Below are 25,355 nucleotides of genomic sequence, written 5' to 3'. Positions count from 1 at the left end.
AGTGGTGATCCGAAATCCTTGATAATCAGATTCAATATTGCTTTTGTGCCAAAAAAGAAAACATGTAACCCCGATTAGTATAACTAAACCAAACAATATTGCTTTTTTTCTATTCATTGTTGATCTTCCTCGCGAGTGACTTTACCATCATTAAAATAAAGCAATTTATTACTAACTGATTTTAGAAACATAGCATCATGACTAGACACTAAAATAGTTTTTCCTTTTGCTTTCAAATCTGTAATCAGGTTAATCATAAATTGTTGTCCGTCTTCGTCCAATGCATTAGTTGGTTCATCAAACATTAAGATAGGTTTATCGCCAATTAGAGCGGACGCAATTAGTAATCTCTGACGCATACCTAACGAATAGTCTTTTATTTTTCGGTCATCTGTTGGATTTAGACCAACATAAGCTAATAATTCAATTTCATTGTCTTCTTTAGTCTGAGGTAGTAAGGATAATAATTTAAGATTAGTCAGGCCGCTTTTATTTGGAAGTAAATTGTATTCGGAAAGTGCAAAGCCAATATCTTTAGCGAATAGACTATCTGTACGTATAACGCTAGCATTAACAAATACTTGCCCACTAGATGGTTTCACAAAGCCTAAAATCGTTTTAAAAGTAAGTGTTTTCCCAGATCCATTAGGCCCACTAAAACCATAGACTTTATTTTCATCACTACTGATATTTATGTTTTCGAAAATTGCAAGAACAAGTTAGCCACGGAAAACAGACTAGTACTTTCCAGTATCAAGATGTTATCTAAAGCTGGTGCTGAGCTTCGCCAGTAGCGCTTGGCGGTAGGAATCGGATGGTTGATTGGTAATCGGCTGATTATAAGCGGCATCTACTAAGGTAAATAATTTTTGATCATCCACATCCATTGTTAGGACCAACCTTTCAATCGTTGAGATAGGCGCAATTATAGCATGGTCAGTATGCTTGATACGCAGGCCCAACTTGGTTTCTAAAGTAATGGAACGAACATAACTAGAGCCGCCAATGAGTCCTACTCATTGGCGGCTCTAGTTACTAATAAGGGGTTAATCAAGCGGTGGTATTTGTTGCTTTAGGCCCGGTGCCAAGCTGCGTAGCCGATGGTTGGGAAAATACCGATTAAACGGTCGATTTGTTCACGGTCTAATTGATATTCGATAGCCGGCAGTAGTGCGTTGACGGCATCTTCAGCTTGATCACTGATTTCAGTCACGCCAACGAGATGGCCGTCTTGGTCATGGACCTGTTTACTAGCGGCAATCGGTTCCTTGGAGACTTGATAATACCAGTAATCTGCTAAATCGTTATCACTAACGGTTAATCCGGCCTTTTCAGCGGCCGGTATTTTCATGCCAGCTTGCGCAATTCGTGGTGAAGTAAAGACGACCGATGGAATTACCGGATAGTCAATGGGCGCACTGGTTTGACCAGAGAACAAACGCATCAAGTATTTGGATTCAAAGTAGGCTGCAGGTGTAACCTTTGGCAAGTCATTGGCAAGGACATCACCGGCTGCATAGATGTTAGGAACGCTGGTTTGCAAGTGGTCGTTGACATAAACGCCGTGGCGGTCATATTTGATGCCAATCCGGTCTAAGCCTAAGCCATCTAAGTTTGGAATTCGACCAGTCGCATCTAGGATCCAGTCGGTCGTTAATTGCTGTTGGTCGCCATAACTAACTTGGAACTGGTCATCCTGTTTGGTAAATGCTTGCACGTTGGCATTTTTGATGAAGGTTACCCCACGTTCGGTTAAGTCGTCAACCACTTGTGCAACGAATGGTTGGTAAAAATCACGGAGGGCCTGGTCGCCATGTAACATGACTGTCACTTGGGCACCGGCCGCGTTAGCGATGGTGGCAAATTCCATACCAATATAGCCTGCGCCAATGATGACGATACTTTGTGGTAACCGTTTAAGGTTCATAAAATCACTACTATCGTGGGCGAGCTTGGTCCCCGGAATATCTAAACGATGGGGCTTTAAACCAGTCGCAATAACGATTTTTTCAGCAGTAATGGTTTGCTGATCATCAACGACAACGGTGTGAGCGTCCTTGAACGTGGCATGACCATGAATGATCGTGGCGCCACCATCTTCCAAACGAGCTGTCAGGCCTGCTGGTAAGGGATCAATAATCTCTTGCTTGTGGGCCACGTTGGCCGTCCAATTAATGGTTGGTGCACTGCTCAAAATATCATTGAGGCGCGTTGCTTCCCGCGTTAATTTGACAGGTTCATCAAGGGTGATCTTGGCGTTGCAACCACGATTGGGGCAGGTGCCCCCAATCAGACCACTCTCAATCACACCGACGCGAACACCAGTCTTGGCGAGTGGTGCGGCGCCATCAAACGTGGCGTGACCCGCACCAATGTATAACACATCGTAATCGTATTTGTCTGTCATGATTTATCAGCCTCCATTAAAATTTTGGTAACTTAAGCTTAACGAGTTTTAAGAAACCTGACAACTGATATGAATTGCTCGCGCCGACTGTAATGATTATACTGAAAGTAATTATGTCAATAGGGAGACGTTAATATGCACGCTTTGATCGCAATTGATTCATTTAAAAATTCCATCACGAGCGTTCAGGCCAACCGAATAGTGGCTGAACGATTTGCGGCTCACGGAATCACCGCTACTCAAGTTGCAATTGCCGATGGTGGCGAAGGAACCGTAGCGGCGTGGTTGGCTAATCATGCTGGTGGCCAAGCTATCACGGCATCGACGGTGGATCTGGCACAACGGCCAGTGACTGCAACGTATGGCTACTTTGCCACTGAAAAAATGGCAGTAATTGAGGTTGCGGCTGCATCCGGAATCCAGTTTGTCACGACGACCTTGACGCCGTTAGCAACGAATACCTATGGGACCGGGCTACTGATTAAAGATGCGATTGAGCGTGGCGCCCGGCAGATCATTCTAGGCTTAGGCGGTAGCGGCACGGTCGACGGTGGTGCCGGAATCCTACGTGCGCTCGGTTATCGGTTTTGGGCTGCCGATGGTCAGGAGCTAGCCATGACTGGCGCTGATTTAAGTCGGGTCGCTAAGATAGACGATCGACATGTGTTGTCACAATTAGCGAAAGTCTCGTTCATCAGTGCGGCGGACGTAACGAATCCGCTAACGGGACAAAACGGCGCAGCTAAGATTTTTGGCCCACAAAAAGGATTACCGGTTGCTCAAATTCAGGCTCACGATGCCGCTTTAGCTCACTATATGACGGTCGCAGCTGGTGCGGTGAGTGCCCACGAAGGCGATGGGGCTGCCGGTGGTATTGGGTTTGCATTACGTTACTTTTTACACGCCCGCGTTCGCTCTGGTTTTCAATTGTTAGCTGAAATGAGCAATCTTAAAATGAAAGTGGCCCAAGCGGATCTAGTTATCTCTGGCGAAGGCCAAGTCGACGATCAGAGTTTTATGGGCAAGGTGCCAATTCAGCTCAGTCAGTTAGCCCAAGCGGCCGGCAAGCCTTGCTATTTATTAGTTGGTCGGCAGAAAGGTGCAAATGAAACATTTGCCAAACAGGGGGTCACGGCCGTTTTACCGATTGTCGATCAAGTCATGACCTTAGATCAAGCAATGGCGCAGGGACCAGCCAATCTGGAACGGATGGCGGACCGCTTAGCCCGGATCATTAGCCAGTCATAAAAACAGTTTAAGCAGTCAAAAAAACCGTATGCGCAGTGAATAGCGCATACGGTTTTTCGCTGAATCTTAGTTGTCAGGAACATAGTGATTCAAAAAGGCTGTAACATGTCGTTGATACTCGGCAGGATCGATCCAAAAACTCTCGGCGTGAGTGGCGTTGGGAACCTGCCACATCTGCTTGGGGCCCTTAGCGGCCTGATAATTTTCTTTGAGCATCCAACTTGGGACGTAGACATCCTTATCACCGTGAATGAAGAAAATCGGTAGATGGTTATGTTTGAGCTGTTCGACAGAACTGACGTCGCTTAAGTAATAGCCCATGCGGTGGCGGTTAATAAAACTAACGATGGGCACAAACGGATACTTTGGTAAGTGAAACTGCCGCTTTAATAAGTAAGCGAGTTCTTCTTCGATACTCGAATAACCACAATCGGCAATGATGGCCTTAACTTGTGGTGGGAGGTCTTCGCCGCTCATCATTTCAACGGTCGCACCACCCATGCTGACACCAAAAAGGATGATATCCGTGTGACGACCATTGATACGGACGACTTTATCGATCCAGCCTAAATAGTCGCGGCGATCCTGCCAGCCGAAGCTAATGTACTTGCCGGCACTTTGCCCATGGCCGCGATCGTCGGGCAAGAGGACGTTGTAGCCCATTTGATGGAACATATAAGCGTAATTTGCCATCGTTTCACCATCGCCCTTGTAGCCATGGGAAATAATAACGGTTCGGTTGCTGGTTGTTTTAGCGGGAACGTACTGTGCGACAAGGTGATTGGCCTCGTCATTAGCGTTCAGTTGCCACTGTTGTATGGGCTGGCGGTGTAGCCAATCGACGTAAGCGTAGTAGGCATCGGCGTATTTTTGCTTATCTGCCGAAGTTTCGGGCACGTAATCAACGCGCTTGAATGCAAAGTTGTAGAGCTTCTCACTCGCAAGTAGGGCGGCCGAAAAGATCGCCACGGGGGCACTAATCCCGGCCACGGCGCGTGCTTTTTTCATTAAATATCACTCCTCTAATCTCTCAACAATATGATACGCCGATTAGAAGTGAGATGTAACTATATTATTCCAGTAATATAAAAGGCCATCGCGGCGGGCGATGACCTATAGATTGCATTGGTCGCTAGGTGGCATCCCCAGCGAGCCTGTTTTTCATTAACTTTGGAGGAGTAAATGAAAAAGGTTCAAGTGGCTGAAGGAGATGTCCAGTCACTATATGTTTAGTATAGTAGTTTGATTGTTAAAAGGTAACTAAATCGCTTACTTGACTGGTGAAAAGACTAAAAATTGTTTGTGGGTGGTCAATATTTCGTCGTGGACGGATTTGCTAATAATTTAACTTACGGTATTTACTTAAGATTATGAGTCTCAGTGGATCACAGATTGACTAGACAAATATGACTGTTAAAATTAAAATTTCCAAAACCCGTCTTCCCCGGTCATAAACAATGCCTAGAAAGTATTACATAAAAATCAGTGTCATTGATAATAAAAATATGTTGATGGGTTCATATAGTTGATTACATGGCAGAATTGCTTGCAATGTATGAATCAGATTGCGTTCAAAAATCAGCAATTACTTTATTTGAAATTGTCGACAGTTCTGAAAGAGCTGTCAGTAGAATATTTAATACTAGAATTGGTTTGAAAATCTAATTAGGAGACTGCAGACTACATTACAACATGTCGTGTAGTAACTTGAGGAGACAGTCATGTATGGAACTAGTCGGTTAGCTGACGGAAATACAGGTTTGATTGTTTGTACAAATCAGCGGTCCTATTGCTAGATAAATAACTCGTTATGGAATCAAGTTCACTGAATCTCCGTAACCGTTCATACAATTGTTTATTCTACAGTAATGATGTTTGTGACAATCTCATTTATAAACAGTACTGATTATGATTGAGGTGATTATAAAGTCACGTGAACAAATAATTTTTTTGCTTATAAGAATGAGAAAGGTACCTCTTATAAATCGCAATTAGTAGGACGAGAAGAGTTACTTGATGATGGCTTCATTACACAGCCGGAGCATGAAGTAAAGGAACGGCAAGTATCGAATATATCAGTAAGATTCAGTGTTTGCTGTCAGATCTAGTAAGTGACCTCTTTAAGCTAGAAAGTTAAAATGCTGAGTTTATAGTCATGGAACAGGCGACTGAGGTGCCCTGTGTCTCTATCTACTTTGGAGGGTTTGAATACTCAAGACAGGAAATAAGAAAGGTATCTAGCAGCTTGTTAATTCTCAGGTCTAATATAGTGTGAATAATGAATCAAGGAACATCTGGTGGAAGCTAGGATTTTCTTCTTTAACTTTAAAAAAACAAGAACCTCCACTTAAGTATATAACAAATAATTAATTTGTTATATACTTAAGTGGAGAAGGTGATATGAGCCATGATAAAAGTAATTGTACGTGGTGACGACCTCGGATACTCGGAGGGAGTTAATTACGGTATTTTAAAAGCAACAAGTGAAGGAATTGTTAATAATGTTGGAATGATGGTCAATATGTTCTATGCCAGAATGGGATATCAGTTAATAAAAGATGAAGAAAAAATCTGTGTCGGACTACATGCTAACATTTCAGCAGGCAAACCCATATTACCAGTCGAGAGCATTCACACACTGGTGAGTGATAGTCATTTTAGAAGTTCTGCTAGTTATCGTGAGAGCAAAAAAGACGATGTAGATCGCGATGAGGTACGCAAAGAAATTGGGGCTCAAATTGAAGAATTTCGTAGTATTACAGGATTTCTGCCGAAATATTTAGATTTACATGCAGTTACGAGCGACAATTTTTCATTAGGTAGTCAAGATGCTGCAGCAGATTATAATATTACTTTTGTTCCGGCAGATTTTTCTGGAAAATTAGTAAAATGGAACAAGACTAATCTAAAAACAATAGTTGAGTCATCACAATCAGATTATAATCCTATGAAAACTATTAAGAAAGCTATTTTGAACCGTAAGAAAGGTGAGCTACTGCTTTTTATCTTTCATCCTGGGTATATCGATAACTATCTATATACCCATTCATCATTGTGTATTCCGCGTATTCAAGAAGCTGATTTACTATGTAGTGAAGAGATACGAAGACTTTTTAAGAACGTAAATATAGAATGTGTTCGAATTGACTGCTTACTTAATAATTAAATATAAATAAAATTGACATTAATATATCTTAATTAAGATAAGAATAATCGGACTAACGATTAAATATTTGAATATTAATTCGCTTGTGGTAGCATTGCTTAATGTTATTATCAATGAATAGGGTGGTGAGTAATTGAAAGAAATGCCAAAGTATATGGTGATTGCTAATCAGTTAAAACAGCGAATCTTGTCAGGAGAATTTTCAGACGATCAGCAGCTACCACAAGAGGTGCGGCTTACTAAAGCATATAATGTTAGTCGGATAACGATAAGAAAAGCATTGGATGTGTTAGTCTCTGATGAGCTGATATATCGAGTACAAGGTGCTGGGACATTCATCAAAGAGTCAAATACAACAAAGTCGGTTGATCAAAATCAGGCTGAGTTGTTTGATGTTGATAACTTGATAATACAAATTGTCAATTTTTCCGTGGATAAACCTACTAAAAAAATTGCTAATAAGCTTGAAATAAATCGATTTGACTTAGTTTATGTGGTCGAACGAGTTCTATCGCGTAAGGATATCCCAATTGCGTATCAACAATTGTACTTTCCGATTAAGTACATTCAAGGAATGCGCATGGATGCATTAAAAACATCTATTTCTAGGTTTTTAACTGATGAATTGGGTGTGGAATTAACAAATATTAATCGTGATTTTTCAATTGACCATTTAGATAAGAAACGTGCTGACAGACTAAACGTTACTGAAAAAGATCCTTTAATAATGGCTCAGGAGAAAATCTATTTGAGTGATGGCGCAATTGGTGTTTATGATTGCAGTTGGATCAATACAAGTAAATATAAATATAGTGTGCGTATTGCACTTGATTAAAAAGGTTAACTTCTAGAGTTAACCTTTTTTTGTGGGAAATGTCATAACAAATTATAAAATGTATTTACATATTTAAAAATATATGTTTTAATAACAAATGTAAGCGCAAACAATATTTTGTGGGAGGTATGTATTATGACAGTAAAAATTGCATTTTTTTGTAGTGGTGGTATGTCAAGTAGCTTAGCAGGAAAACGGTTACAGGAAGTGTATTCAAAAGCGGAAAAGGATATTAATGTTGAAGCGTACGATTTTGGAATGATGGATGATGTTGCAGATGACGCAGATGTTATCATCCTAGCACCGCAAATTTCATGGTCATACGATGATGTTGTAAAAAAATATCCCCAAAAAAAGATCATTAAGCTTTCAATCTCTGAATTTGGTAGTATGAATGGTCAAATTATTGCAGATCGTCTTGAGAAGGAAGGTATTAATTAATTATGAGCAAGAAAAATCCCTGGTCAAACTTTCAGCAAAATTTTACACGAATAGCTGGAAAAATTGCTGCAAATAAATTACTACTAACACTGCGTGATTCATTCGTTTTAGTTGCATCAACAACGATGATTGCAGGGTTTGCTCTACTGATTCAAAATGTTATTTTGGATCCTACGAACGGGTTGATTTTTGGTCAACAGGGACTCCATATTGGTCAATTGATTGCAGGATCAGAGAAGGCATGGGAAGCGTCTGGTTTAGCGCAGGGCCTAACGAATGTTTCAAATTTGATTGGTTTGGTATCTGAAGGTTCGTTAAGCATTTTTGCTTTGTTATTGGTTATTATTTTCTCATATGAATTTTCACGTAAGTACTTTCCGAAAAGTAAGGAGCATTTAACTTCAGTTTTATATGCCGTTGGTGCTTTCTTCATCTGTTTGCCTTGGCATTTCAGCTACACGCCAACAGGTGCAAAAAAACCAATTGATATTTTAAATTATGTTGATACTACTTATTTCGGTACCCAGGGTGTCTTCGCAGCGCTACTTATTAGTGCAGTTGCCGTCTTTATCTACAATTACTTTATGCAACGTAATATTACGATTAAGATGCCTGAATCAGTTCCACCTGCAGTTGCCCGTTCATTCGAATCATTAGTACCTGGTTTGATTACGATGGCTTTCTTTATCATTGTTACAGGTATCAGTACTAGCTTAACGACTGAAACGTTACCAGAATTATTACTTACTGTTTTGCAACAGCCGGCAATGGCCGTTGCAAAGACCGGATTATTTGCGTTTGTTGCCATGTTTACTTGGCCATTACTTCAATGGTTTGGCATTCATCCGACGTCAATTTGGGGACCAATCTTTGGCTTAACTTGGAACATTAATGATACGCAAAACATGTTAGGACAAGCGCATCACATCTTTTCAACATTATTCATGAACTTTACAGTTACGGCATCAGGTTCATTTTCACTAGCCCCGGTTTTGGCTATTCTATTCTTCTCTAACCGAATCGCTGCCAAAAAAATCGGGAAAATTGCGATTATGCCAGCATTATTTAACATCTCGGAACCAATCACTTTTGGATTACCAATAATTATGAATCCGCTCTACATTGTTCCATTTGTATGTGCAACGCCGGTCGCATTCTATATTGGGTATTTCTTTACTAAGATTGGATTTATTGCACCAATTGCAAATAATGTTCCATGGACGGTACCTACGTTGCTCTCAGGACTTCTGTATACCGGAAATATCAACGGTGTAATTGTACAAGCCGTTATTTTGATTGTGACGACGGCAATCTACATTCCATTTGTAAAGATGGATAATAAAATTAACGCTGACAATGGCGCGATGCTTGATGCGGAATAGGAGTGAACTATTTTGGACGAAGAACAGTTACAAAAAGCAATGCAATTGATTGCTTTTGCTGGTGATTCTCGATCACAGTCGATTGCCGCAATGAGTCAAGCGGAAAAAGGACAAATCGGAGATGCACATGAACAATTAAAAGCTGCTAAAAGGTCATTGCATGAAGCACATAATTTACAAACTTCGTGGATGACTGCAGAAATGAACGGAGAACAAGTTGAAAAATCAATTTTATTAATTCATTCCCAAGATCACTTTATGGCAGCTGACATTATGCTAACGGTTGCCGAAAAATTTGTAGATCTGAATGAACGAGTGGAGAAGATGGATGATGATAGGCAGACTAAAACTGAGTAGTATTTTTACAAATGATATGGTTGTGCCGTTTGATAAATCTTTCCGAATTAGTGGCTCTACTGAGGCAAATGTTAAAGTTATCGGTATTTTGAAAGACCAATGTGTTGCGACCTACTCTAATTCACAAGGATCATTCACACTTGAATTCCATGCAGTTAATGTACAGGGAGATGATTTATTAAGAGTATTAAGTAACGATACGGAATGCACCCGGACTGTGCATTTTGGACAAACCTATTTGTTCTCTGGACAGTCCAATATTGAGTTTCGTTTGAAAGATACTTTGAACTATCAGCAGATACTTAATAATTTTCCTAGATTAAAGGCCTATTATTTTGAGACTCCACAAGTTGAATATGTTTCAGCAGATGGTCACGTTAAACCGGAAAATGCTGGTCGAGGTAAATGGGAAAAAATCTCTGCAGATAACTGTGGAGATATGTCAGCTATTGCATTTTATGCGGCTGTGGAAATGCAACAAAATAATCCAAATATGATTATCGGGATTGTGGACTGTTATAAGGGCGGAACATCAGCTTCAGTTTGGATTCCACGCGAATCCCTCAGGAAGAGTTCTCAACTATCTAAAGCATATCTAAAGCCATTTAATGACGCAATTGGCGGTAAAACAAATGCTGATTTTAATCAGGAACAGATTCAATATCAAAAGAAAGTTGAAATACACAATCGTACATTAGCCAAATTTATAGCTGAAAATCCAGAGGTGTCGTTGTCTGACGCAAAGGATCACGTTGGTCATACACCATGGCCACCGCCAATGGAACCAACAAGTTATTTGAGACCGGGGGGATTATTTCATACGATGATGCCAGTTGTTTCACCGTTTACTTTTGATCAAATGATTTGGTATCAAGGAGAAAATGATTCTGACCATGCGGAATTATATGCAGAATTATTACAGCTTTTGTTAAATACATGGCGTATTCAATTAGGTGACGATACGTTGTTAGTCAATCTAATTCAATTACCGGGTTATGCAGACGAGCCCCGAGATGCGTGGGCAATGATTCGGCAGGCGCAATTACAAGTTGCGAATACGTTACAAAATGTTCGTTTAATCTCGATAATTGATACAGGTGAGAAACATAATATTCATCCGACGGACAAGGCCCCAATTGGCAAACGTATTGGTAGATTCTTAATGGATGAAAAAGCTCAATCACCCTTGCCGTCTGTATCTCAGTGGACACGAGATCGGTTGGAAATTGATATCAAGGGATCACGCCAATTGAAGTTCAAAGGTACTCCGGTATTTCAAGGGAAGACTAACGATGGAGAATGGGTAAGCATTGTACCATCATTTGAAAAAACGAAGCTTGTAATTAATGGTGATTATTGTGTAGTTAAATATCAGTATGAAAATTTTCCTAGACCAACTATATTTAATGAACTGTGCTTACCACTTGCTGCTTTCAAAATAGAACGGGAGATACAAAATTATGGCCTTAGAATTAATTTTCGGAATTGAGCATTGTAATGAAGTAACGTCTCTATTGCAAGTATGCGGCCAGAGTTAAAGAACTGTCAGTTTAAATCATAAGCAGATTTAATTAGTGCAGCGGTCAATTATTGTTTAGAGGAATGATGGATATATGATTAATTTTGAAAAAGATTTTGTTGAGGCGCAGCAAGCTCAGGACCACAAAGTAAAGGAAACTTCAGAAAAAGACATGAAAATATATTTGACACTGGTATAGGACTCAGCCAGATATGTTCCATAATGATGTAGGTCAGATGTAGTATCCAATTTCTATTTTGGCTAGCATACTGATTTAAAATTACTGAAGCAAGCCGTTATTCATGCACTCCGATTGCCAATTCAATAGTCCAGATTGATCGATGACTTTGAAAGCGCCTTAGCGAATAAAGATACCGTTGAGTTATATCGAAATATTTTAACAGATACGGGAATCAATCCTAATTAAATATATGATTAGTCTAACGAAGACTACACATCAGAGCATATGGAGTGTAGTCTTGTTAGGCTTTTTGATTTCTGAATTAAGCCCGGATTTAAATATTGTCGATGGTTAAAAGTGCTAGATTTTAAGAAAATCTGCCAAACCTTCGACAATGTTGATGAAGTACTCTTTAATTACTACTTTAATTATTCAGCACGGTTATCCAATCCTGTTAGCATGTGAAGTCGTAGGTAGAGGTTCCCATTGCAGATTGTGCCAGAGTATTAAGTATGCCGAAACATTTGGTATTCGTAGTGTAAGTGAGAATTCAGGAAAATATTAGGTTTTCAGGTGGTCAATATTCCGGTATGGACAGATTTCGTCGTGCCAAGTAGGATACCGATTCAAGTCGCATTAAGCCTCCTTAAGGGCTAGCTCATGCATTTTGGCGCTAACTTGATTAAGGACCTGTGTTTTACGTTCAGCTGTCAAAAAGACGCGCTGACTTAGAATTGGATAGTGTTGTTCACGGGCGATTGGCAATAATTCACGATAAAACAAGGTGGCGGCTAATAGCGACGGCCGGGCGACGGGATCAATTTGTGGCATCATGGTTAATGCAGCCTCGTACTTGTTCATGGCAATCTGTGCTTCATGTTCCCACAGCCGAATAAAGTTGGCGGATGGGAGGGGGCCATGCAAGTCAGTCGGCTTGAGTTGATAGTGTGCCAATAGTTTTGATGGCAGGTAGATGCGGCCACGTTGGTAGTCTTCACCAACATCTCTTAAAATATTGGTGAGTTGCATGGCGATGCCTAGTTCCACGGCTGGTTTGACAATTGATTGCGGGTTAGCTGTTAGCATTGGCAAAATCATCAGACCAACCGATCCGGCGACGTAATAGCAATAGTCTTCAAGTGCTTGCTGAGTTTGCGGTTGTTTAAAAGTCGCGTCTTGTTCTTGACCAGTAAGCATATCGAAAAAGACGTCCAGATTCATCTCATAAGTCTCAAAGACGACGGCCAGTGCGCGCCACATGGGGTGGTCTGGGACATGACCATTGGCAAAGGCGGTCAATGATTGGTGCAATGCCATTAGACCATCAATATCGTGGTCAACATCAACGAGGTCGTCGGCTGTTCGACAAAAAGCATAAACGGCGTAAATACTCCAAGCGCGTTCTAGTGGTAATTGCGAGAAGGCGGTGTAGAATGCGCTAGAGGACCTTTTAGTAATTGTTTGACAGTAATCAAAGTCAGTGCGATGTTGTTCGAATTTAGGCATTAGTTTGGTCATCTTTAATCAACTCCTTAACGGCTAACTTAGCACTTTGCATAACAATGGGAACACCGGCCCCAGGGTGGGTACTACTACCACAAAAATAAAGATGGTCGGCATAGTCGAACTTGTTATGGGGACGATAATAATTACTTTGCTTTAACGTCGGTCGTAAGCCGAAAGTAGCTCCGTTATAGGCGCCAAACTGTTCTTTGAAGTCAACCGGTGTAAACTGCTTTTCGACGACGATATGCTGTTCAATATCGCTGAAGGTAGCCGTTTGTCTTAGTTTGTTAATGATTAGTTGACGATAGTTCTTCAGTGTTGTTGGTGACCAGTCATTAAACTTTGAGAGCTCAGGAACGGGCACTAAGACATAGAGTGCCTCGCTGTTTTCGGGAGCTAAATCTGGATCCATCTTTGATGGAACATAGACATAATACGAGGGATCTTCTGGTAACTTGCCGTTGTCAAATAGATCGGCGACGTTTTGGCTGAAATCTTGTGCAAAGTGGATCGTGTGTAATGCTTCGGTTGGGTATTTTTTGTCTAGTCCTAAATACAAGACGAGACATGAGCATGAATAAGCCATTTTGGCAATTTTTTGATCTGTGTACTGACCACGATTTTGCTCATTTGGAATCAGTGTCGTCATGGCGGTTGGAAAATCAGCATTACATAGGACATAGTCACTGTGGATCGGATGATTATTGACACGAATGCCGACAGCAACTTTATCTTTGATGATAATTTCTTGAACTGGTGTGGCAAGCTTTAACGTCCCACCTTGTTCTTTGAATAACTTAACGAGACTATTGACAACCGTGTACATACCACCCTTTAAAAAATAGACCCCATAGAAGAGCTCAATCATTGGAATAATGTTGTATAGCGACGGGCCCTGGTAGGGAGAAATGCCAATATACAGTGTCTGAAAGGCTAATGAATTACGTAGATTTTCATTCTTGATAAATTTTGCAATATTCTTATAGGCATTGTTGAAGGTGCGTAGCTGTAGTCCGGCATACAGAGCGGGTAGGTTATAAAAGTCACGCCAGTCACGGAATGATCGTTCTAAAAAATTAGGTTTCGCGATGGTATACCGGTGATAAATATCCGCTAAAAAATTTAACATACCATTGACGTCATCAGGCGCAATGCGGTCAATCTCGGCAATTAATGTTGGGAGATCGCGTGACAAGTCTAGACTGGTTTTGTCACCAAAGACAAGGTGCATCAAAGGTTGAACTTCTTCGAATGGCAAATAGTTACGCGGATCGACTCCGCAAAAGCGAAAGACTTCTTCGTAGACGTCTTTCATCATGACAATCGTCGGCCCCACGTCGAATGTGAACCCTTGGCTAATGATCTGGTTCATTTTGCCACCCGGTTGCGCGTTTTGCTCATAAATCGTGACATTATAACCTAATTTTTGAAGGCGCACCGCGGCGGTTAAACCGCCAATACCAGCTCCAACAATCGATACTTGCTTCATCCGTGACGCCCCCTTTTTAACAGATAGATAACTAATAATTATGGATAATCATTAGTTATATTCTGGGGGACGGGTGCTAAAAGCACAACAAATATGATTACTACGATGCGTCGAAGTGGCCAGCGGGTGCGTCTTGTACAGGTAAAAAATGACAAAAAAACCACCGTATCGGGGAATACGGTGGAAAAAGGAGTAGGGTAAACATGTGACGGGGAATCACATGTTACTATGAATTTCATTACTTTGGAGGAGTAAATGAAAAATTTTAGGTTGTGTTATAGCTGATTGAGTTAACCTCAATTGCTATGATGTAATCATACCGAGGTTGTGTGAAGAATTTGTGACTGAACATGGCGAATGTCGTGAAAAAAAGGGAAAGGCTTTATTAAGAAGTGTGAAGAATCGTCAATGTTCTTAAGAAAGCCGTGGCGATACGCATCGGCGCAGGCATAGTTAAGTGCCCGGGCAAAAGAAAATAGTCATTTCAAAAGTGTGTATCTTTTGAAATGACTATTTTTGCCTGCAATTCGGGCTCGTCAAATAAGGTTGCGGTGATATTAAGTTGATCGTGATCTGTAGTAGTTGACCACTGACTACCGGTACGCTATGTGATTAGTTATCGTCACGATTACCACCGAATAGAATAATTAGCCGTAGTAATTGTAAGAATGTGGACAAGGCTGCCGCAACATAGGTCAACGCCGCTGCGACCAGCACTTTGCGTACCATGGGAACTTCGTCGCGCGTCAAGACTTGGCCATCAGATAAGATCTGGAGGGCGCGTCTTGAGGCGTTGAATTCAACTGGAAGCGTGACAAGTTGGAACAATAACGCCACTGAGAAGAGCAAAATCCCAATGTGAATCAGTGTTTGGTTGTAACTTAATAAAACGCCGATAATGATTAGTGGTAATGACAAGCTTGAGCCGATGTTCGTGATGGGCACGAGGGCGGTCCGCAAGCGCATTGGCCAATAGTTAACGTGATCTTGAACGGCGTGTCCACATTCGTGAGCCGCAACTCCGATGGCGGCCACGGAGGTTGAATCTGCTGTGGCTTCTGACAGGCTGAGAATCTTAGTTTGACCGTTGTAATTGTCGGTCAGATCCCCGCTGATCTTTTGGACACCAACATCATTGATGCCAGATTGGCTTAAAATAAAGCGAGCGGCATCGGTGCCGGTTGTACCAGATTGACTACGATAGGCATCATAATGCCGAAATGTCCGATTAACGTAACCCGATGCGGCCATTGAGATGATCAGTCCAATGATGACTAATAGGTAAGTCGGATCAAAAAACGAATAGAACAAGGTCGAACCCTCCTAAGTGGTTTAATGTTAATCCGATTCTATCAGATTTGGCGTGACATTCCTACTGAAGAAAGCCATTGGAAAGTGTCTTTACTATCGAGAAACGACGTCAGATTATATAATTAGCCCAGTTAATCGTAATTGGCAAAGAGCGAAGGAGTTTTCTGATGGAAAAGACGTATCGAACCAAAACGTATGGGGAAATGCCGTTAAAGTTAGATACTGGGAAAGGCTGGATTTTTCCTAAAGGTGTTGAAGTGAAGGCGCACGTTGATTTAGAAACGGGACAGGTCAGTTTTTTTATTGCACCAGAAGATCTCGATAAGATGAAATAAGTATTAGGACCACGATACGCGGTAAGGTTGAGAAGTTTGTTTCTCGCCTTGGCGCGTTTTTTTAGTGGAAATTGGATTGGCAATGATTATGGTTAATACGGTGTTCACGCGGGGGCTACAGCTGCTTGAAGGCAATAAAAAACCTCCGTATCGGGGAAATACGGAGGAAAAGGGAAGTAAATCGGTAAAATGTAATTAAGTACACACACATCATTACTTGGGGAAGTAATCATTAAAGTTAGGGGGTCGTTAAGGATTGGGATTTCCTTAATGACTATAAACATAGTATAGCGGCGACGCGTGAAGAAAGTGTGACGCGAAAAGTTTAAAAGCATGATTTTCAGACGAAAAAGTTAAGTCATGGCACGACGAAATATGACGATTTTTACAAAGTTTATAACGAAATGACGACCGTCAGAAATTGATATAGGTGAAAAAACGCTGTTATACCGGCGATTGTGGCGATTCTCGGTTTGGGAGATGCTATAATAAAGCACAAATTAAGTGAAAGGTGTTTTCCAAATATGACAATTAAAATCGTCACTGATTCCTCGGTCCAATTAACGGCAGCCGAGATTGCACAGTATAATATTAAAGTGGTTCCGTTACTCGTGGGGTTCGGTGGCGACTTGATTGCAGATACGGCAGTTAGTACCGCGGAATTTGACCAACAGATGGCAGTCAGCCCAGTCTTGCCAACGACTAGCCAGCCACCAATTGGTGATTTCGTCAGTTGCTACGATGAATTGACAGCGGATGGTAGCCAAGTATTATCACTGCATTTGACGGAGACATTGAGTGGGACGGTCAATGCTGCTCGCCAAGCAGCCAAGCTTGCTAGTGGCGATGTGACAGTTATTGATACCCAGGCGGCTGACCGTGGGATGGCCTTTCAAGTGCTGACAGCAGCACGGATGGCTCACGCGGGTGCGGATATGGCCACAATTTTGGCGAAGATAACCGTCATTCGGCAGCATACTAAGACCTACTTGTTCGTGGATACGCTCGACAATTTGGTCAAAGGTGGGCGCGTCCCTAAGTTGGCTGGCGTGGTCACGAATTTGATTAAATTAAAATTTGTCTTTGAATTAGAAGCCGGAAAATTAAAACTTTATACGCGGGGGCGCGGGAAAAAGGCACTAATCAAAGCGCAGGCTCAAATCCTAGACCAATTAGCGGATGCAACTCGAGTCGAAGCGGCTGGAATTTCTTACGTCGGCGAACCGAGCGTTGCGGAAGCGCCAGAAAAGCTTCTCCAACAAGTCGTTCCACAAGTCACGCCACTGGTTGCGCGTACTAGTCCAATTATTGCGACGCACACCGGTGTTGGCGCTTACGCGTTGATGTTTTATACAGTTGATTAAATTTGACGAACTAACCTACTATTAAAAATTACTTTGATGTGTTATAATTAATTAATGATAAATGAGAACCGTGTTGGTGCACTGTTCTGAGCCTAACCACCATTTAATGATGACTAGACCCGGATGGGGCACCTTTTTTGTCACTCTTTTCACTAAAAGAAAGTAGGAACTTATGTGAGCTATCTTCTCAATAATCCGTTTTTCGGGATCGGACTGTCGATCTTGGTGTATGGGATTGGCGAGTATTTATATCACAAAACAAATCGCTTTGTGTTATTCCAACCGTTATTTTTTGGAATGCTGCTCGGGATTGGTTTATTGGTATTGATTGCGTCGATTCTAAAGGCACCCGTGCAAAAAGTTTATGAAGCGTACCAGGTCGGCGGCGACTGGTTATTCTGGTTTGTGGCGCCCGCCACCGTCTCGTTTGCGGTGCCACTATATAAGCGTAATGATATCTTTAAGAAACATTGGGATGTCATTGTGATTGCGTTAGCGATTGGGTTAGGTCTGTCATTATTTGGTATCTATGGGATTTCACGGTTGCTTGGTCTGACGGATGCAGCGTTAGGTGCCATGTTAGTACAAGCAGCAACGACAGCAATTGCTTTACCGGTGGCTGAGTCGGTGGGTGGCGATCAAGCCATTGCGGCGTTCGCAGTCATTCTGAATTCAGTTTTGATTTACGCGTTAGGCGACCATTTTATTCGCTGGTTCAAATTGCACAAGAATCCGCTCGGTGCCGGGTTAGGATTCGGAATTGCCGGTAATGCGGTTGGTGCCACTAAAGCGATTGAAGTGAGCGAGGCTGCGGGCGCAACTGGTGCGATTGCCTTTGTGATTGCCGGTATTCTTGTTAATTTTATGGTTCCAGGATTTGCGCGGTTGATTGGTTTAGGTTAGATGGTCCGGGAGGGATTCGATGAAAAAAGGCGCGTTTATTACACAAATTGTGATTTATGGTTTGATTTTATTGGCTAGTAGTTTAATTGCTAATTTAGTTAATAAGATTTGGCCCGCATTCCCAATGCCGACACCGTTGATTGGGATGATTCTACTATACTTGCTGTTAACGTTTAAAGTGGTCAAACTTGAACAGGTAGCGGGTGTTAGCAACTTTTTCGTCCAGTTTATCAGCTTGATTTTTATTCCATCAGGGATCGCGTTAGTAACTAAGTTAGACGTGTTAAAGGCAGAAGGCGTTCAGATTGTGATCGTCATTATTGTTTCAACACTAATGTTGTTGCTTTTTACAGCGGGAATCGCGTGGGTTTTAATTCAAGTCAAGGAATGGCTCATTGCTCGTCGAACGAACAGCAATGTTGAGTTGGAAGAAGATTAAATCTTGGTGGCACATAATTTACTCGTGAGTAGATTGGGTACCAGTTGGATCTAATCGAAACAGGCAGTTGTTGAACCGCTTGTTTTGGCTATTACAAAATAATAGCAGGCCGTTGTGGGGATTGCAGACCCATGACGGCTTTTTTAGACGGCAATAAAAAAGCCACCACATCAGCGGATGTAGTGGTCAAGGAGTAGGAAACATCAAAGTGGGGGCTTTGATGAACCCCATTCATCAGACTTGGGGGAGTCTATGAATGAAAGTGATTATTAGCTGCATTATGGCAGCAACGCGCTAATAATCGAAAAAACTAAAGAATATTAAGGATTGACAGTCAGTTGGTCACTTTCTATCAATCTGCGACTATTATAATTGCAAAAGTTATTGGCTGCAACTAATTGAGCTGATTAATTAGTTTAAAGTAACCCGTGGTTGGAAATCAGCCGCAAATAAACCCATGTGATAGAGGTCGATTCGTTGTCCGTCACGCTTGATAGCACGCTTATTGGTACCTTCAAATTCAAAGCCACTATTCTGGTAAACGGCGATAGCGGCGGGGTTTGTTGCGATGACGTCCAAACAGACTTTGTAAAGATTCAATTCGTTAAAAGCGTAGTTCAAAATCAAGCTGAGTGTCTCGGTACCATAACCATGGCCCCGTTCGTCTGGATCACCGATTGCGATGGCTAATTGGGCAACCTGGTTATGCCATTCGATATTGAATAGGGTGACAAATCCTAATAAGTGGTCGTCTTCTAAACTATGAACGTGAAAGTAGTATTCGGTATTCCGATCAAGGTTACGGTAAGTTCGTTCGAGTTCTTCACCGGTTAGTGGTCGGGCAGCCGCCGTATCCATTTTACGAACAAAATCAGCGTCAGTGTACCAGTCACTGATCTCATCAAAATCTTCTGGCTGGGGAACAGCAAGGGCCACATGGGGCCCGACAAACATATTTTTCAAAATAATCCCTCATTCGTGTGATGTTATTAAAGCTTATCTTCATGGTGGCGGCAAAAGGTGGGCTTGTCAACCAGAAATTATGAGATTACGCGTTAGACTAGCTAACCCAGTATGAAACACGGGTGGCATGTGCCAAGCGCTGAGGTCAAGAACAACTAGCTCTGGGGGACGGCGGAATAGGATGCGGATATACTGAAGACTCACAGTAAAATCATTGGGCACGCGCTGCCGATAATGTGGTCTCAGTATAATGAGGGCGATACGGATAATGGTTGAACTATCGGGGGAAGATGTTGCTGCGGGGGCACTTTTTAACGGTGCGTAAAGAGAGGTTAGCACAAACTTTACAGTTACTTTATATGAAGATTGGTAAAACTTTACGTTAGCTCGCTATATTAGAGGTAACCATCTGGTGATTAAAGTATGAGAGGGAGAATCGAATTGCGTCCTTTACAAGTTATTCAGATTTCTGATCTACATTTAACCCCCCGCGGCCAAGTACCGGCACATGGTCAGCAGTACGATCCCTGGGGCAAACTTGCCAATATTATTGATGATATTCGGCGATTACCAACCATGCCAGATTTGATTGTTTTTACCGGGGACTTGATTCATGACGGTAGCGCTGACGATTATCAGCGGCTGCACGCAATCGTCCATACGATGGAAGCTGAATTTGATTGTCATGTTCGAGTTATCCTTGGAAACCATGATCGGCGAGCGGCGTTTTACGAAGGGTATTTGCCGGCTGACCCGGGACCATACTACGCGAGTCGCATGCGGATTGGCAACAACGACTTTTATTTTTTGGATTCAAAGGTTAGCGGTTATGAAGCAGGCTGGTTGGCACCACAACAGCTACAATGGTTGGGAAAACATCTACGACAGGCACCGACAAAGCGGGCTTTTCTATTTTTGCATCACCCCCTCGATGGGCCGACGATGACGAATATGCACTATGCGATTTTACAAAATACGCCAGCGCTGTTGTCGGTACTCCGGGGCCATAATCTCGGTGGCGTATTCTCTGGTCACGTTCACTTTGTTTCAAGTTATTTGATTGGAGATAATATTCTGAATGTGGTGGCCGGTTCTGCGGCCTATGCGATCGATTGCCATGATCCACATCATCATTATGTTCATGAGGGCAGTAGTTACCAAATCATTACAATCGATCGAGGACAGGTCGGTGTGACAACGCGCCAGTTACTGCATGGGAAAGCGGTTATTGATGAATTGACGATCCCAGACACTAAGTTTGTCGGCCGAGCCCCACAAGGGTATGAATCAAGATAGCGCTTTCTTGATTAACAAGGTATAATGTTGGTAATAATTAAGGGAGGCGTCAATATGGGACTATTTCGTCATCACAATCAAATGCCACCACGGATCAAACGTAAATTAAAGCAACGGTTGTTACCCGTTGCCGCCATGGAGATTACCGCAACCACAATTGTGGTTGCGGATGTCTTGACGGCGAAGTCATTTCGCCGAGGACATCGACTTGGCTGGTTGTTATTGGCCTTTGTACAACCATTTGGACCATGGCTCTATTTTGCGTTTGGACAGGAACGTTAGGGTAATTAGTAAATTAAAGTGGGGTTAAGTTCGGGTGAAAGCTCGGACTTTTTTACGTTGATGGGCGTTTTTTGAACGTTTATGAATGTTTTTTTAAATGCAATCATAAAGCGTGTATAATAAAAAGTGTATATAAAGATACCTATAATTTGAAATTATTATGGTAATCCGAATCATATAGAGGGGGACTTTATTAATGCGGCGAGAATCAGAATTACGGCAACAAGCTCAAGCGGCTATTAAGGGACTAATCGTCCGATTAAGTGGGTGGTCTGATCAGTCGGGGGACTTATTGGATATTATTGATGTATTAATGCAGGTCGATAAAAAAATCACTACGGTTAAGAACCCAGAAGCCTTAGTCAATCGCCTAGTAAACTATATTCGGAGCGTAGCCATTAAGGGACGGTTACACTTTCCAGATGAAGAAGAAAAGCTAATGATCGATTTAGGAACAATCGGGCAAAAGGCTGGATTGAACGGGGCCTATATGGCAGATTTCTCTGACAAGTCACAGTTCTATGGCATGCTGGAAGAAGTCCCACAACATTAATACCGGCCAGGGGGGTGAGGGCTACCGGTCGTGTAATTGCTGATTGGCATTCCGTAAGCGTCCTCCGATTGTGATGCTGATTAAAGCGTCAGTAAAATCAGCATATCGTATAAATTAAAAGGAACACTTCAGGCTGTGATCGTCCACTTAAGGTTGACAGGGACTAATACAGGAAAACTGAAAGTGTTCCTTTTGTTTTAGGATAACCAGCGCGCTAAATAGCCGGTTGCCATTGAACTGGTGCTATTCACTGTGCGTCAATTTCAAGCGCTTTAAATCAGCTGTTTTAGTTACATTGAGTAGTTTCTGACAGTCTGGGCATAATCCATAGACTTCCATATTGTGACCCGTAACCAAGTACCCAGAGAGTTCCGCCGCCTTGGCTTCGACGCTGCGAAGGTCGGGTTCGAAAACGTCAGTGATCTTACCACAATTCTCACAAACGACGTGATAATGCGGACGACCGAAAAAGTCATAGTGAGTGCCAGCATCGCCGTTTTGTAATTCAATCACGATGCCGAGGTCGACAAAAAGCTTCAACGTGTTGTAGACCGTTGCCAAGCTCAGGTTAGGTAATTGAGTTGCCAGTTCCTGATAAATGGTTTCAACGGATGGATGGTTATGGTGAGTAATCAAATAATTAAGGATAATTTGCCGTTGCGGCGTTACACGGATCTTATGGTCCTTTAATTGCTGCAAGGCTTGGGTCAACATATCTTCTGCCACGACGCGGTACCTCCTTTTATCATATTCACCCTTATTAAACCACACTTTTTAGAAGGATTCCAATTTAGAAACATTACCAGATAAAACTTTTGACAAAATTAATTAACGAAATGGCTGAAAAGGCTTTACTGGGGCTGAGGACGTGAGTAAACTAACGATAATTAAGTGAAGTGGATAGAGGTGGTAAAATGACGCAATTAATTGTACCAGCATTACCAGTTGAACGAGTCCAATATGAACGTGCGTACGTGCTTGGACTTGAAGCCATGGTAGCGATTATCCAGCAACTCGTGACTAGGTCGGATGGGCGGCAGGCGCCCACCGATCAGTTTCCCGTATTTGCGGCGAGTTACGATGTTCCCCAAGCAATGGCCCAAGTGACGGCTTTAAAAGCAGCGAGCGCTCAATTAAAAGTTCGACCGAGTCAAGTGACCGTGACTCGACAGTGCGTCACGCTACGATTCAAGCTACAAGCCGGTACTGAACAACCAGTCTGGGTGCCTTCAGCCGGGGCGCTATGGCGCCTGTATGATGGCTTTTTAAGTAATTTAGCGGGGAGCCCTTTCCAGCACCTAACTAGTATTCAGATCAGCTTACAGCGCGTTACTGGGCCGCTAGCGGTGACTGTGCCCATCCGACCGAGCTTTCAGAATTATGATTTTCAATCATCCATAAGTGGGCCAGCAGGGTGTACAGTGGAAGTTCGTCAGGTACCGCCAGTGTTGGCGCGTCGAGCACCGATATATCAGTTAAGTCATTACTTGAAAGTGTTGCGGTTGACTGACTAGGCATTATTATCGTAATGATGTGAAGCCATCAAGGGCCACAATAATCAGACTAATGGCGCTAGCCACAAAAAAAGGGGCTGTGACATAAGTCTCCAGACCTACTTTTGATATAATAGAAAATAAAAAAAGAGCATCGGTCGCACCCGATACTCTACGAAATTATCCTCGAAAGGACATTCCTAATATGCAAGATTATTATAACATGAATCAAACCACTTTGAGTATCGCCTTGGATTACCAACCAGAAGAGCATCATCCTGCTCGTTACATCAACCAGCTTGTTGAGAGTTTAAAACTAAAATATGATTACCAGTTTGGCCGTCCGCGGGAATATAACCTCGGTGCCATGTTAAAACTGGTCCTTTTAGCATACAGCTATGGCATTTTCAGCAGTCGTAAAATTGAACGGTTTGCCCGTGAAAACAAGCCAGCTGGGTGGTTAATTGCCGACCAAATTCCGTCCTACCGGACGATTTGTCGCTTTAGAATTTCTGATGAACTGGCCACTTTGACAACCGATAGCTTATCACAACTAACTCAATATCTTCGTCAAAATGGCATGATTGATGATGTTTCATTTATTGATGGAACTAAGATCCTAGCCGACGCCAACAAGTATAGCTTTGTTTGGAAGAAGAATACGATACGATTTGACAAGATGAATCGCGAAAAACTCGTTGACCTGTTAGGCGAGCTTCATGAAGCTAAAATTGTCGGTGAAATTCCGGCAGGATCAGAGCTGACTCCCGAACTATTGGATATCATGATTAGCAAGGTTGAGGATCACTTAGTGGTCCTTAATGAAACCGTGGAAGCAACTAAGCAGGTTTCCCCGAACCCAGCCAAACAGCAACGCCGGACTGTTAAATCACAAAAACGTAAGTTGGATAAACGACGTGATAAAATGCGTGAACACCAAGCACAGCAAGCTATTTATGATCAACGTAACAGCTACTCTAAGACGGATCACGATGCCACCTTTATGCGGGTCAAGGAAGATCCGATGCAAAACGGTCAATTAAAACCTGCCTACAACGTTCAAATCGCCACGAGTAATCAGTTCATTACGGGATATCGGCTTTTCCAAAATCCAACCGACACACGAACCTTACAACCGTTTATTGAACATTTAAAGGCCAACAATGTGTTAGGTCACACCATCGTTGCCGATGCCGGATACGGTTCCGAAAGTAATTATCGGTACTTGGAAGATGAATTCGGTCAGCATACCGTTTTAATTCCATACGGCACAATGCTTAAAGAGAATAGTCGAAAATGGCAAAGTGATGACCGTAAGGTTATGAACTGGGACTATCATGAAAAAGATGATTATTTTATCAATCCACAAAACGTCCGGTTTAATTTTAATGCTTATCGTCAACGGACTGATAAGTATGGTTTTACCCGTGACTTTAAAGAATACATTGCCGAAAAGTATGATGAAAATCATCAACTAATTTCCGCGGCACTAACACCAAAAGGATATCTTAAAAGGATTTCCGTGAACGAAAATTGGGAATATTTCAAATCGAAACAACGAGAATTACTTTCAGCTCCAGAAACTGGTCAGATCTACGCTCAACGTAAGATCGATGTTGAGCCAGTTTTTGGCAAGATGAAGGCTTCTTTACATTTCAATCGATTCTCGGTGCGAGGTTTCGACAAGGTCACCAAGGAAGCCGGAATCGTAATACTGGCGTTAAACATTATGAAACTGGTCACGGTAGGGACCAGCTTTAAAAATCAAAGGCGTAAACAAATGGGACGAGAAACCAAAATTCGGTTTCTCGTCCCATTTACTTATACAGAGGCTAGTTATGTCACAGCCTCTTTTTTGGGCCGGTATTTGAGACCGATAAATTAA

General features: G+C 42.1%; 25 protein-coding genes. 16 read left to right on the top strand and 9 right to left on the bottom strand.

The window, feature by feature from the left end; genetic code table 11:
• Window positions 1–113: 113 nt before the first annotated feature.
• From V7R88_RS13105 to V7R88_RS13095, 3 genes are all read right to left on the bottom strand, one after another.
• Entirely contained in the window at window positions 114–689 is a 576-nt protein-coding gene (locus V7R88_RS13105; RefSeq protein ID WP_226319593.1) for an ATP-binding cassette domain-containing protein, read from the bottom strand.
• 72 nt (window positions 690–761) lie between these two features.
• Window positions 762–887, bottom strand: coding sequence for a hypothetical protein (locus tag V7R88_RS13100; RefSeq protein WP_260354956.1), 126 nt, complete (start codon window positions 885–887; stop codon window positions 762–764).
• Between the two features lie 185 nt (window positions 888–1,072).
• Window positions 1,073–2,407 (bottom strand): dihydrolipoyl dehydrogenase family protein, encoded by a 1,335-nt coding sequence (locus tag V7R88_RS13095; RefSeq protein ID WP_054399707.1) that lies wholly within the window; start codon window positions 2,405–2,407, stop codon window positions 1,073–1,075.
• A 135-nt stretch (window positions 2,408–2,542) separates the two neighbouring features.
• Here V7R88_RS13095 and V7R88_RS13090 point away from each other — a divergent pair, with 135 nt between their 5' ends.
• Window positions 2,543–3,655 carry a glycerate kinase gene (locus tag V7R88_RS13090; RefSeq protein ID WP_054399705.1) on the top strand — a complete coding sequence of 371 codons (1,113 nt, stop codon included), beginning with the start codon at window positions 2,543–2,545 and terminating at the stop codon, window positions 3,653–3,655.
• 66 nt (window positions 3,656–3,721) lie between these two features.
• Here V7R88_RS13090 and V7R88_RS13085 read toward each other — a convergent pair whose 3' ends face one another.
• Window positions 3,722–4,663 carry an alpha/beta hydrolase gene (locus tag V7R88_RS13085; RefSeq protein ID WP_054399702.1) on the bottom strand — a complete coding sequence of 314 codons (942 nt, stop codon included), beginning with the start codon at window positions 4,661–4,663 and terminating at the stop codon, window positions 3,722–3,724.
• Window positions 4,664–6,062: 1,399 nt separating this feature from the next.
• On the opposite strand from V7R88_RS13085, the gene V7R88_RS13080 reads away from it, so the two are divergent.
• The 6 genes from V7R88_RS13080 (at window position 6,063) to V7R88_RS13055 (ending at window position 11,325) form a co-directional block, all read left to right on the top strand.
• On the top strand, window positions 6,063–6,821 hold the full coding sequence (locus V7R88_RS13080; protein ID WP_054399700.1) for a ChbG/HpnK family deacetylase: 759 nt from the start codon (window positions 6,063–6,065) through the stop codon (window positions 6,819–6,821).
• A 142-nt stretch (window positions 6,822–6,963) separates the two neighbouring features.
• Window positions 6,964–7,656, top strand: coding sequence for a GntR family transcriptional regulator (locus V7R88_RS13075; protein WP_225588390.1), 693 nt, complete (start codon window positions 6,964–6,966; stop codon window positions 7,654–7,656).
• A 135-nt stretch (window positions 7,657–7,791) separates the two neighbouring features.
• A complete protein-coding gene (locus V7R88_RS13070; RefSeq protein ID WP_054399695.1) occupies window positions 7,792–8,097 on the top strand; it encodes a transcription antiterminator in 306 nt (101 codons plus the stop codon).
• Between the two features lie 2 nt (window positions 8,098–8,099).
• Entirely contained in the window at window positions 8,100–9,479 is a 1,380-nt protein-coding gene (locus tag V7R88_RS13065) for a PTS sugar transporter subunit IIC (RefSeq protein ID WP_057717052.1), read from the top strand.
• A gap of 12 nt (window positions 9,480–9,491) precedes the next feature.
• A complete protein-coding gene (locus V7R88_RS13060) occupies window positions 9,492–9,836 on the top strand; it encodes a PTS lactose/cellobiose transporter subunit IIA (RefSeq protein WP_054399689.1) in 345 nt (114 codons plus the stop codon).
• On the top strand, window positions 9,808–11,325 hold the full coding sequence (locus V7R88_RS13055; RefSeq protein ID WP_160246101.1) for a sialate O-acetylesterase: 1,518 nt from the start codon (window positions 9,808–9,810) through the stop codon (window positions 11,323–11,325). Before V7R88_RS13060 ends, V7R88_RS13055 begins: the two co-directional genes overlap by 29 nt.
• 847 nt (window positions 11,326–12,172) lie before the next feature.
• On the opposite strand, the gene V7R88_RS13050 is transcribed toward V7R88_RS13055, so the two are convergent.
• The 3 genes from V7R88_RS13050 to V7R88_RS13040 form a co-directional block, all read right to left on the bottom strand.
• Complete coding sequence (locus V7R88_RS13050; protein ID WP_057717053.1) at window positions 12,173–13,054, bottom strand: phytoene/squalene synthase family protein; 882 nt, start codon at window positions 13,052–13,054, stop codon at window positions 12,173–12,175.
• Entirely contained in the window at window positions 13,035–14,531 is a 1,497-nt protein-coding gene (locus V7R88_RS13045; RefSeq protein ID WP_057717054.1) for a phytoene desaturase family protein, read from the bottom strand. The genes V7R88_RS13050 and V7R88_RS13045 overlap by 20 nt, the downstream gene beginning before the upstream one ends.
• A gap of 612 nt (window positions 14,532–15,143) precedes the next feature.
• The gene (locus tag V7R88_RS13040) at window positions 15,144–15,782 is read right to left on the bottom strand and encodes a zinc metallopeptidase (RefSeq protein ID WP_231957285.1); all 639 of its coding nucleotides are present in this window, start codon (window positions 15,780–15,782) and stop codon (window positions 15,144–15,146) included.
• A gap of 227 nt (window positions 15,783–16,009) precedes the next feature.
• On the opposite strand from V7R88_RS13040, the gene V7R88_RS13035 reads away from it, so the two are divergent.
• The 4 genes from V7R88_RS13035 (at window position 16,010) to V7R88_RS13020 (ending at window position 18,883) form a co-directional block, all read left to right on the top strand.
• Window positions 16,010–16,177: a hypothetical protein gene (locus tag V7R88_RS13035; RefSeq protein ID WP_003642481.1), complete on the top strand. Its 168-nt coding sequence runs from the start codon at window positions 16,010–16,012 to the stop codon at window positions 16,175–16,177.
• Window positions 16,178–16,701: 524 nt separating this feature from the next.
• The gene (locus tag V7R88_RS13030) at window positions 16,702–17,541 is read left to right on the top strand and encodes a DegV family protein (protein WP_054399680.1); all 840 of its coding nucleotides are present in this window, start codon (window positions 16,702–16,704) and stop codon (window positions 17,539–17,541) included.
• A 174-nt stretch (window positions 17,542–17,715) separates the two neighbouring features.
• The gene (locus tag V7R88_RS13025; protein WP_057717056.1) at window positions 17,716–18,444 is read left to right on the top strand and encodes an LrgB family protein; all 729 of its coding nucleotides are present in this window, start codon (window positions 17,716–17,718) and stop codon (window positions 18,442–18,444) included.
• A 19-nt stretch (window positions 18,445–18,463) separates the two neighbouring features.
• A complete protein-coding gene (locus V7R88_RS13020; RefSeq protein ID WP_015381005.1) occupies window positions 18,464–18,883 on the top strand; it encodes a CidA/LrgA family protein in 420 nt (139 codons plus the stop codon).
• A gap of 411 nt (window positions 18,884–19,294) precedes the next feature.
• Here the strand turns inward: V7R88_RS13020 and V7R88_RS13015 are convergent, their stop codons facing one another.
• Window positions 19,295–19,837, bottom strand: a complete 543-nt coding sequence (locus V7R88_RS13015; protein ID WP_003642476.1) for a GNAT family N-acetyltransferase — start codon at window positions 19,835–19,837, stop codon at window positions 19,295–19,297.
• A gap of 432 nt (window positions 19,838–20,269) precedes the next feature.
• Here V7R88_RS13015 and V7R88_RS13010 point away from each other — a divergent pair, with 432 nt between their 5' ends.
• The 3 genes from V7R88_RS13010 (at window position 20,270) to V7R88_RS13000 (ending at window position 21,977) form a co-directional block, all read left to right on the top strand.
• The gene (locus V7R88_RS13010) at window positions 20,270–21,142 is read left to right on the top strand and encodes a metallophosphoesterase family protein (protein WP_057717444.1); all 873 of its coding nucleotides are present in this window, start codon (window positions 20,270–20,272) and stop codon (window positions 21,140–21,142) included.
• A 54-nt stretch (window positions 21,143–21,196) separates the two neighbouring features.
• Window positions 21,197–21,424 carry a PLDc N-terminal domain-containing protein gene (locus V7R88_RS13005; protein WP_003643468.1) on the top strand — a complete coding sequence of 76 codons (228 nt, stop codon included), beginning with the start codon at window positions 21,197–21,199 and terminating at the stop codon, window positions 21,422–21,424.
• Window positions 21,425–21,620: 196 nt separating this feature from the next.
• Complete coding sequence (locus V7R88_RS13000) at window positions 21,621–21,977, top strand: bacteriocin immunity protein (protein ID WP_054399671.1); 357 nt, start codon at window positions 21,621–21,623, stop codon at window positions 21,975–21,977.
• Window positions 21,978–22,220: 243 nt separating this feature from the next.
• Here V7R88_RS13000 and V7R88_RS12995 read toward each other — a convergent pair whose 3' ends face one another.
• Window positions 22,221–22,703 carry a Fur family transcriptional regulator gene (locus V7R88_RS12995; RefSeq protein WP_003643467.1) on the bottom strand — a complete coding sequence of 161 codons (483 nt, stop codon included), beginning with the start codon at window positions 22,701–22,703 and terminating at the stop codon, window positions 22,221–22,223.
• A gap of 188 nt (window positions 22,704–22,891) precedes the next feature.
• On the opposite strand from V7R88_RS12995, the gene V7R88_RS12990 reads away from it, so the two are divergent.
• Window positions 22,892–23,491 (top strand): hypothetical protein, encoded by a 600-nt coding sequence (locus V7R88_RS12990; RefSeq protein ID WP_057717443.1) that lies wholly within the window; start codon window positions 22,892–22,894, stop codon window positions 23,489–23,491.
• A 184-nt stretch (window positions 23,492–23,675) separates the two neighbouring features.
• Window positions 23,676–25,355, top strand: a complete 1,680-nt coding sequence (locus tag V7R88_RS12985) for an IS1182 family transposase (RefSeq protein ID WP_121054802.1) — start codon at window positions 23,676–23,678, stop codon at window positions 25,353–25,355.

The organism is Lactiplantibacillus argentoratensis (assembly GCF_037290055.1).
Lineage (GTDB): Bacteria > Bacillota > Bacilli > Lactobacillales > Lactobacillaceae > Lactiplantibacillus > Lactiplantibacillus plantarum.
Note: the sequence above shows the minus strand (reverse complement) of the source record. Positions and strands in the feature narration are given on the sequence as shown.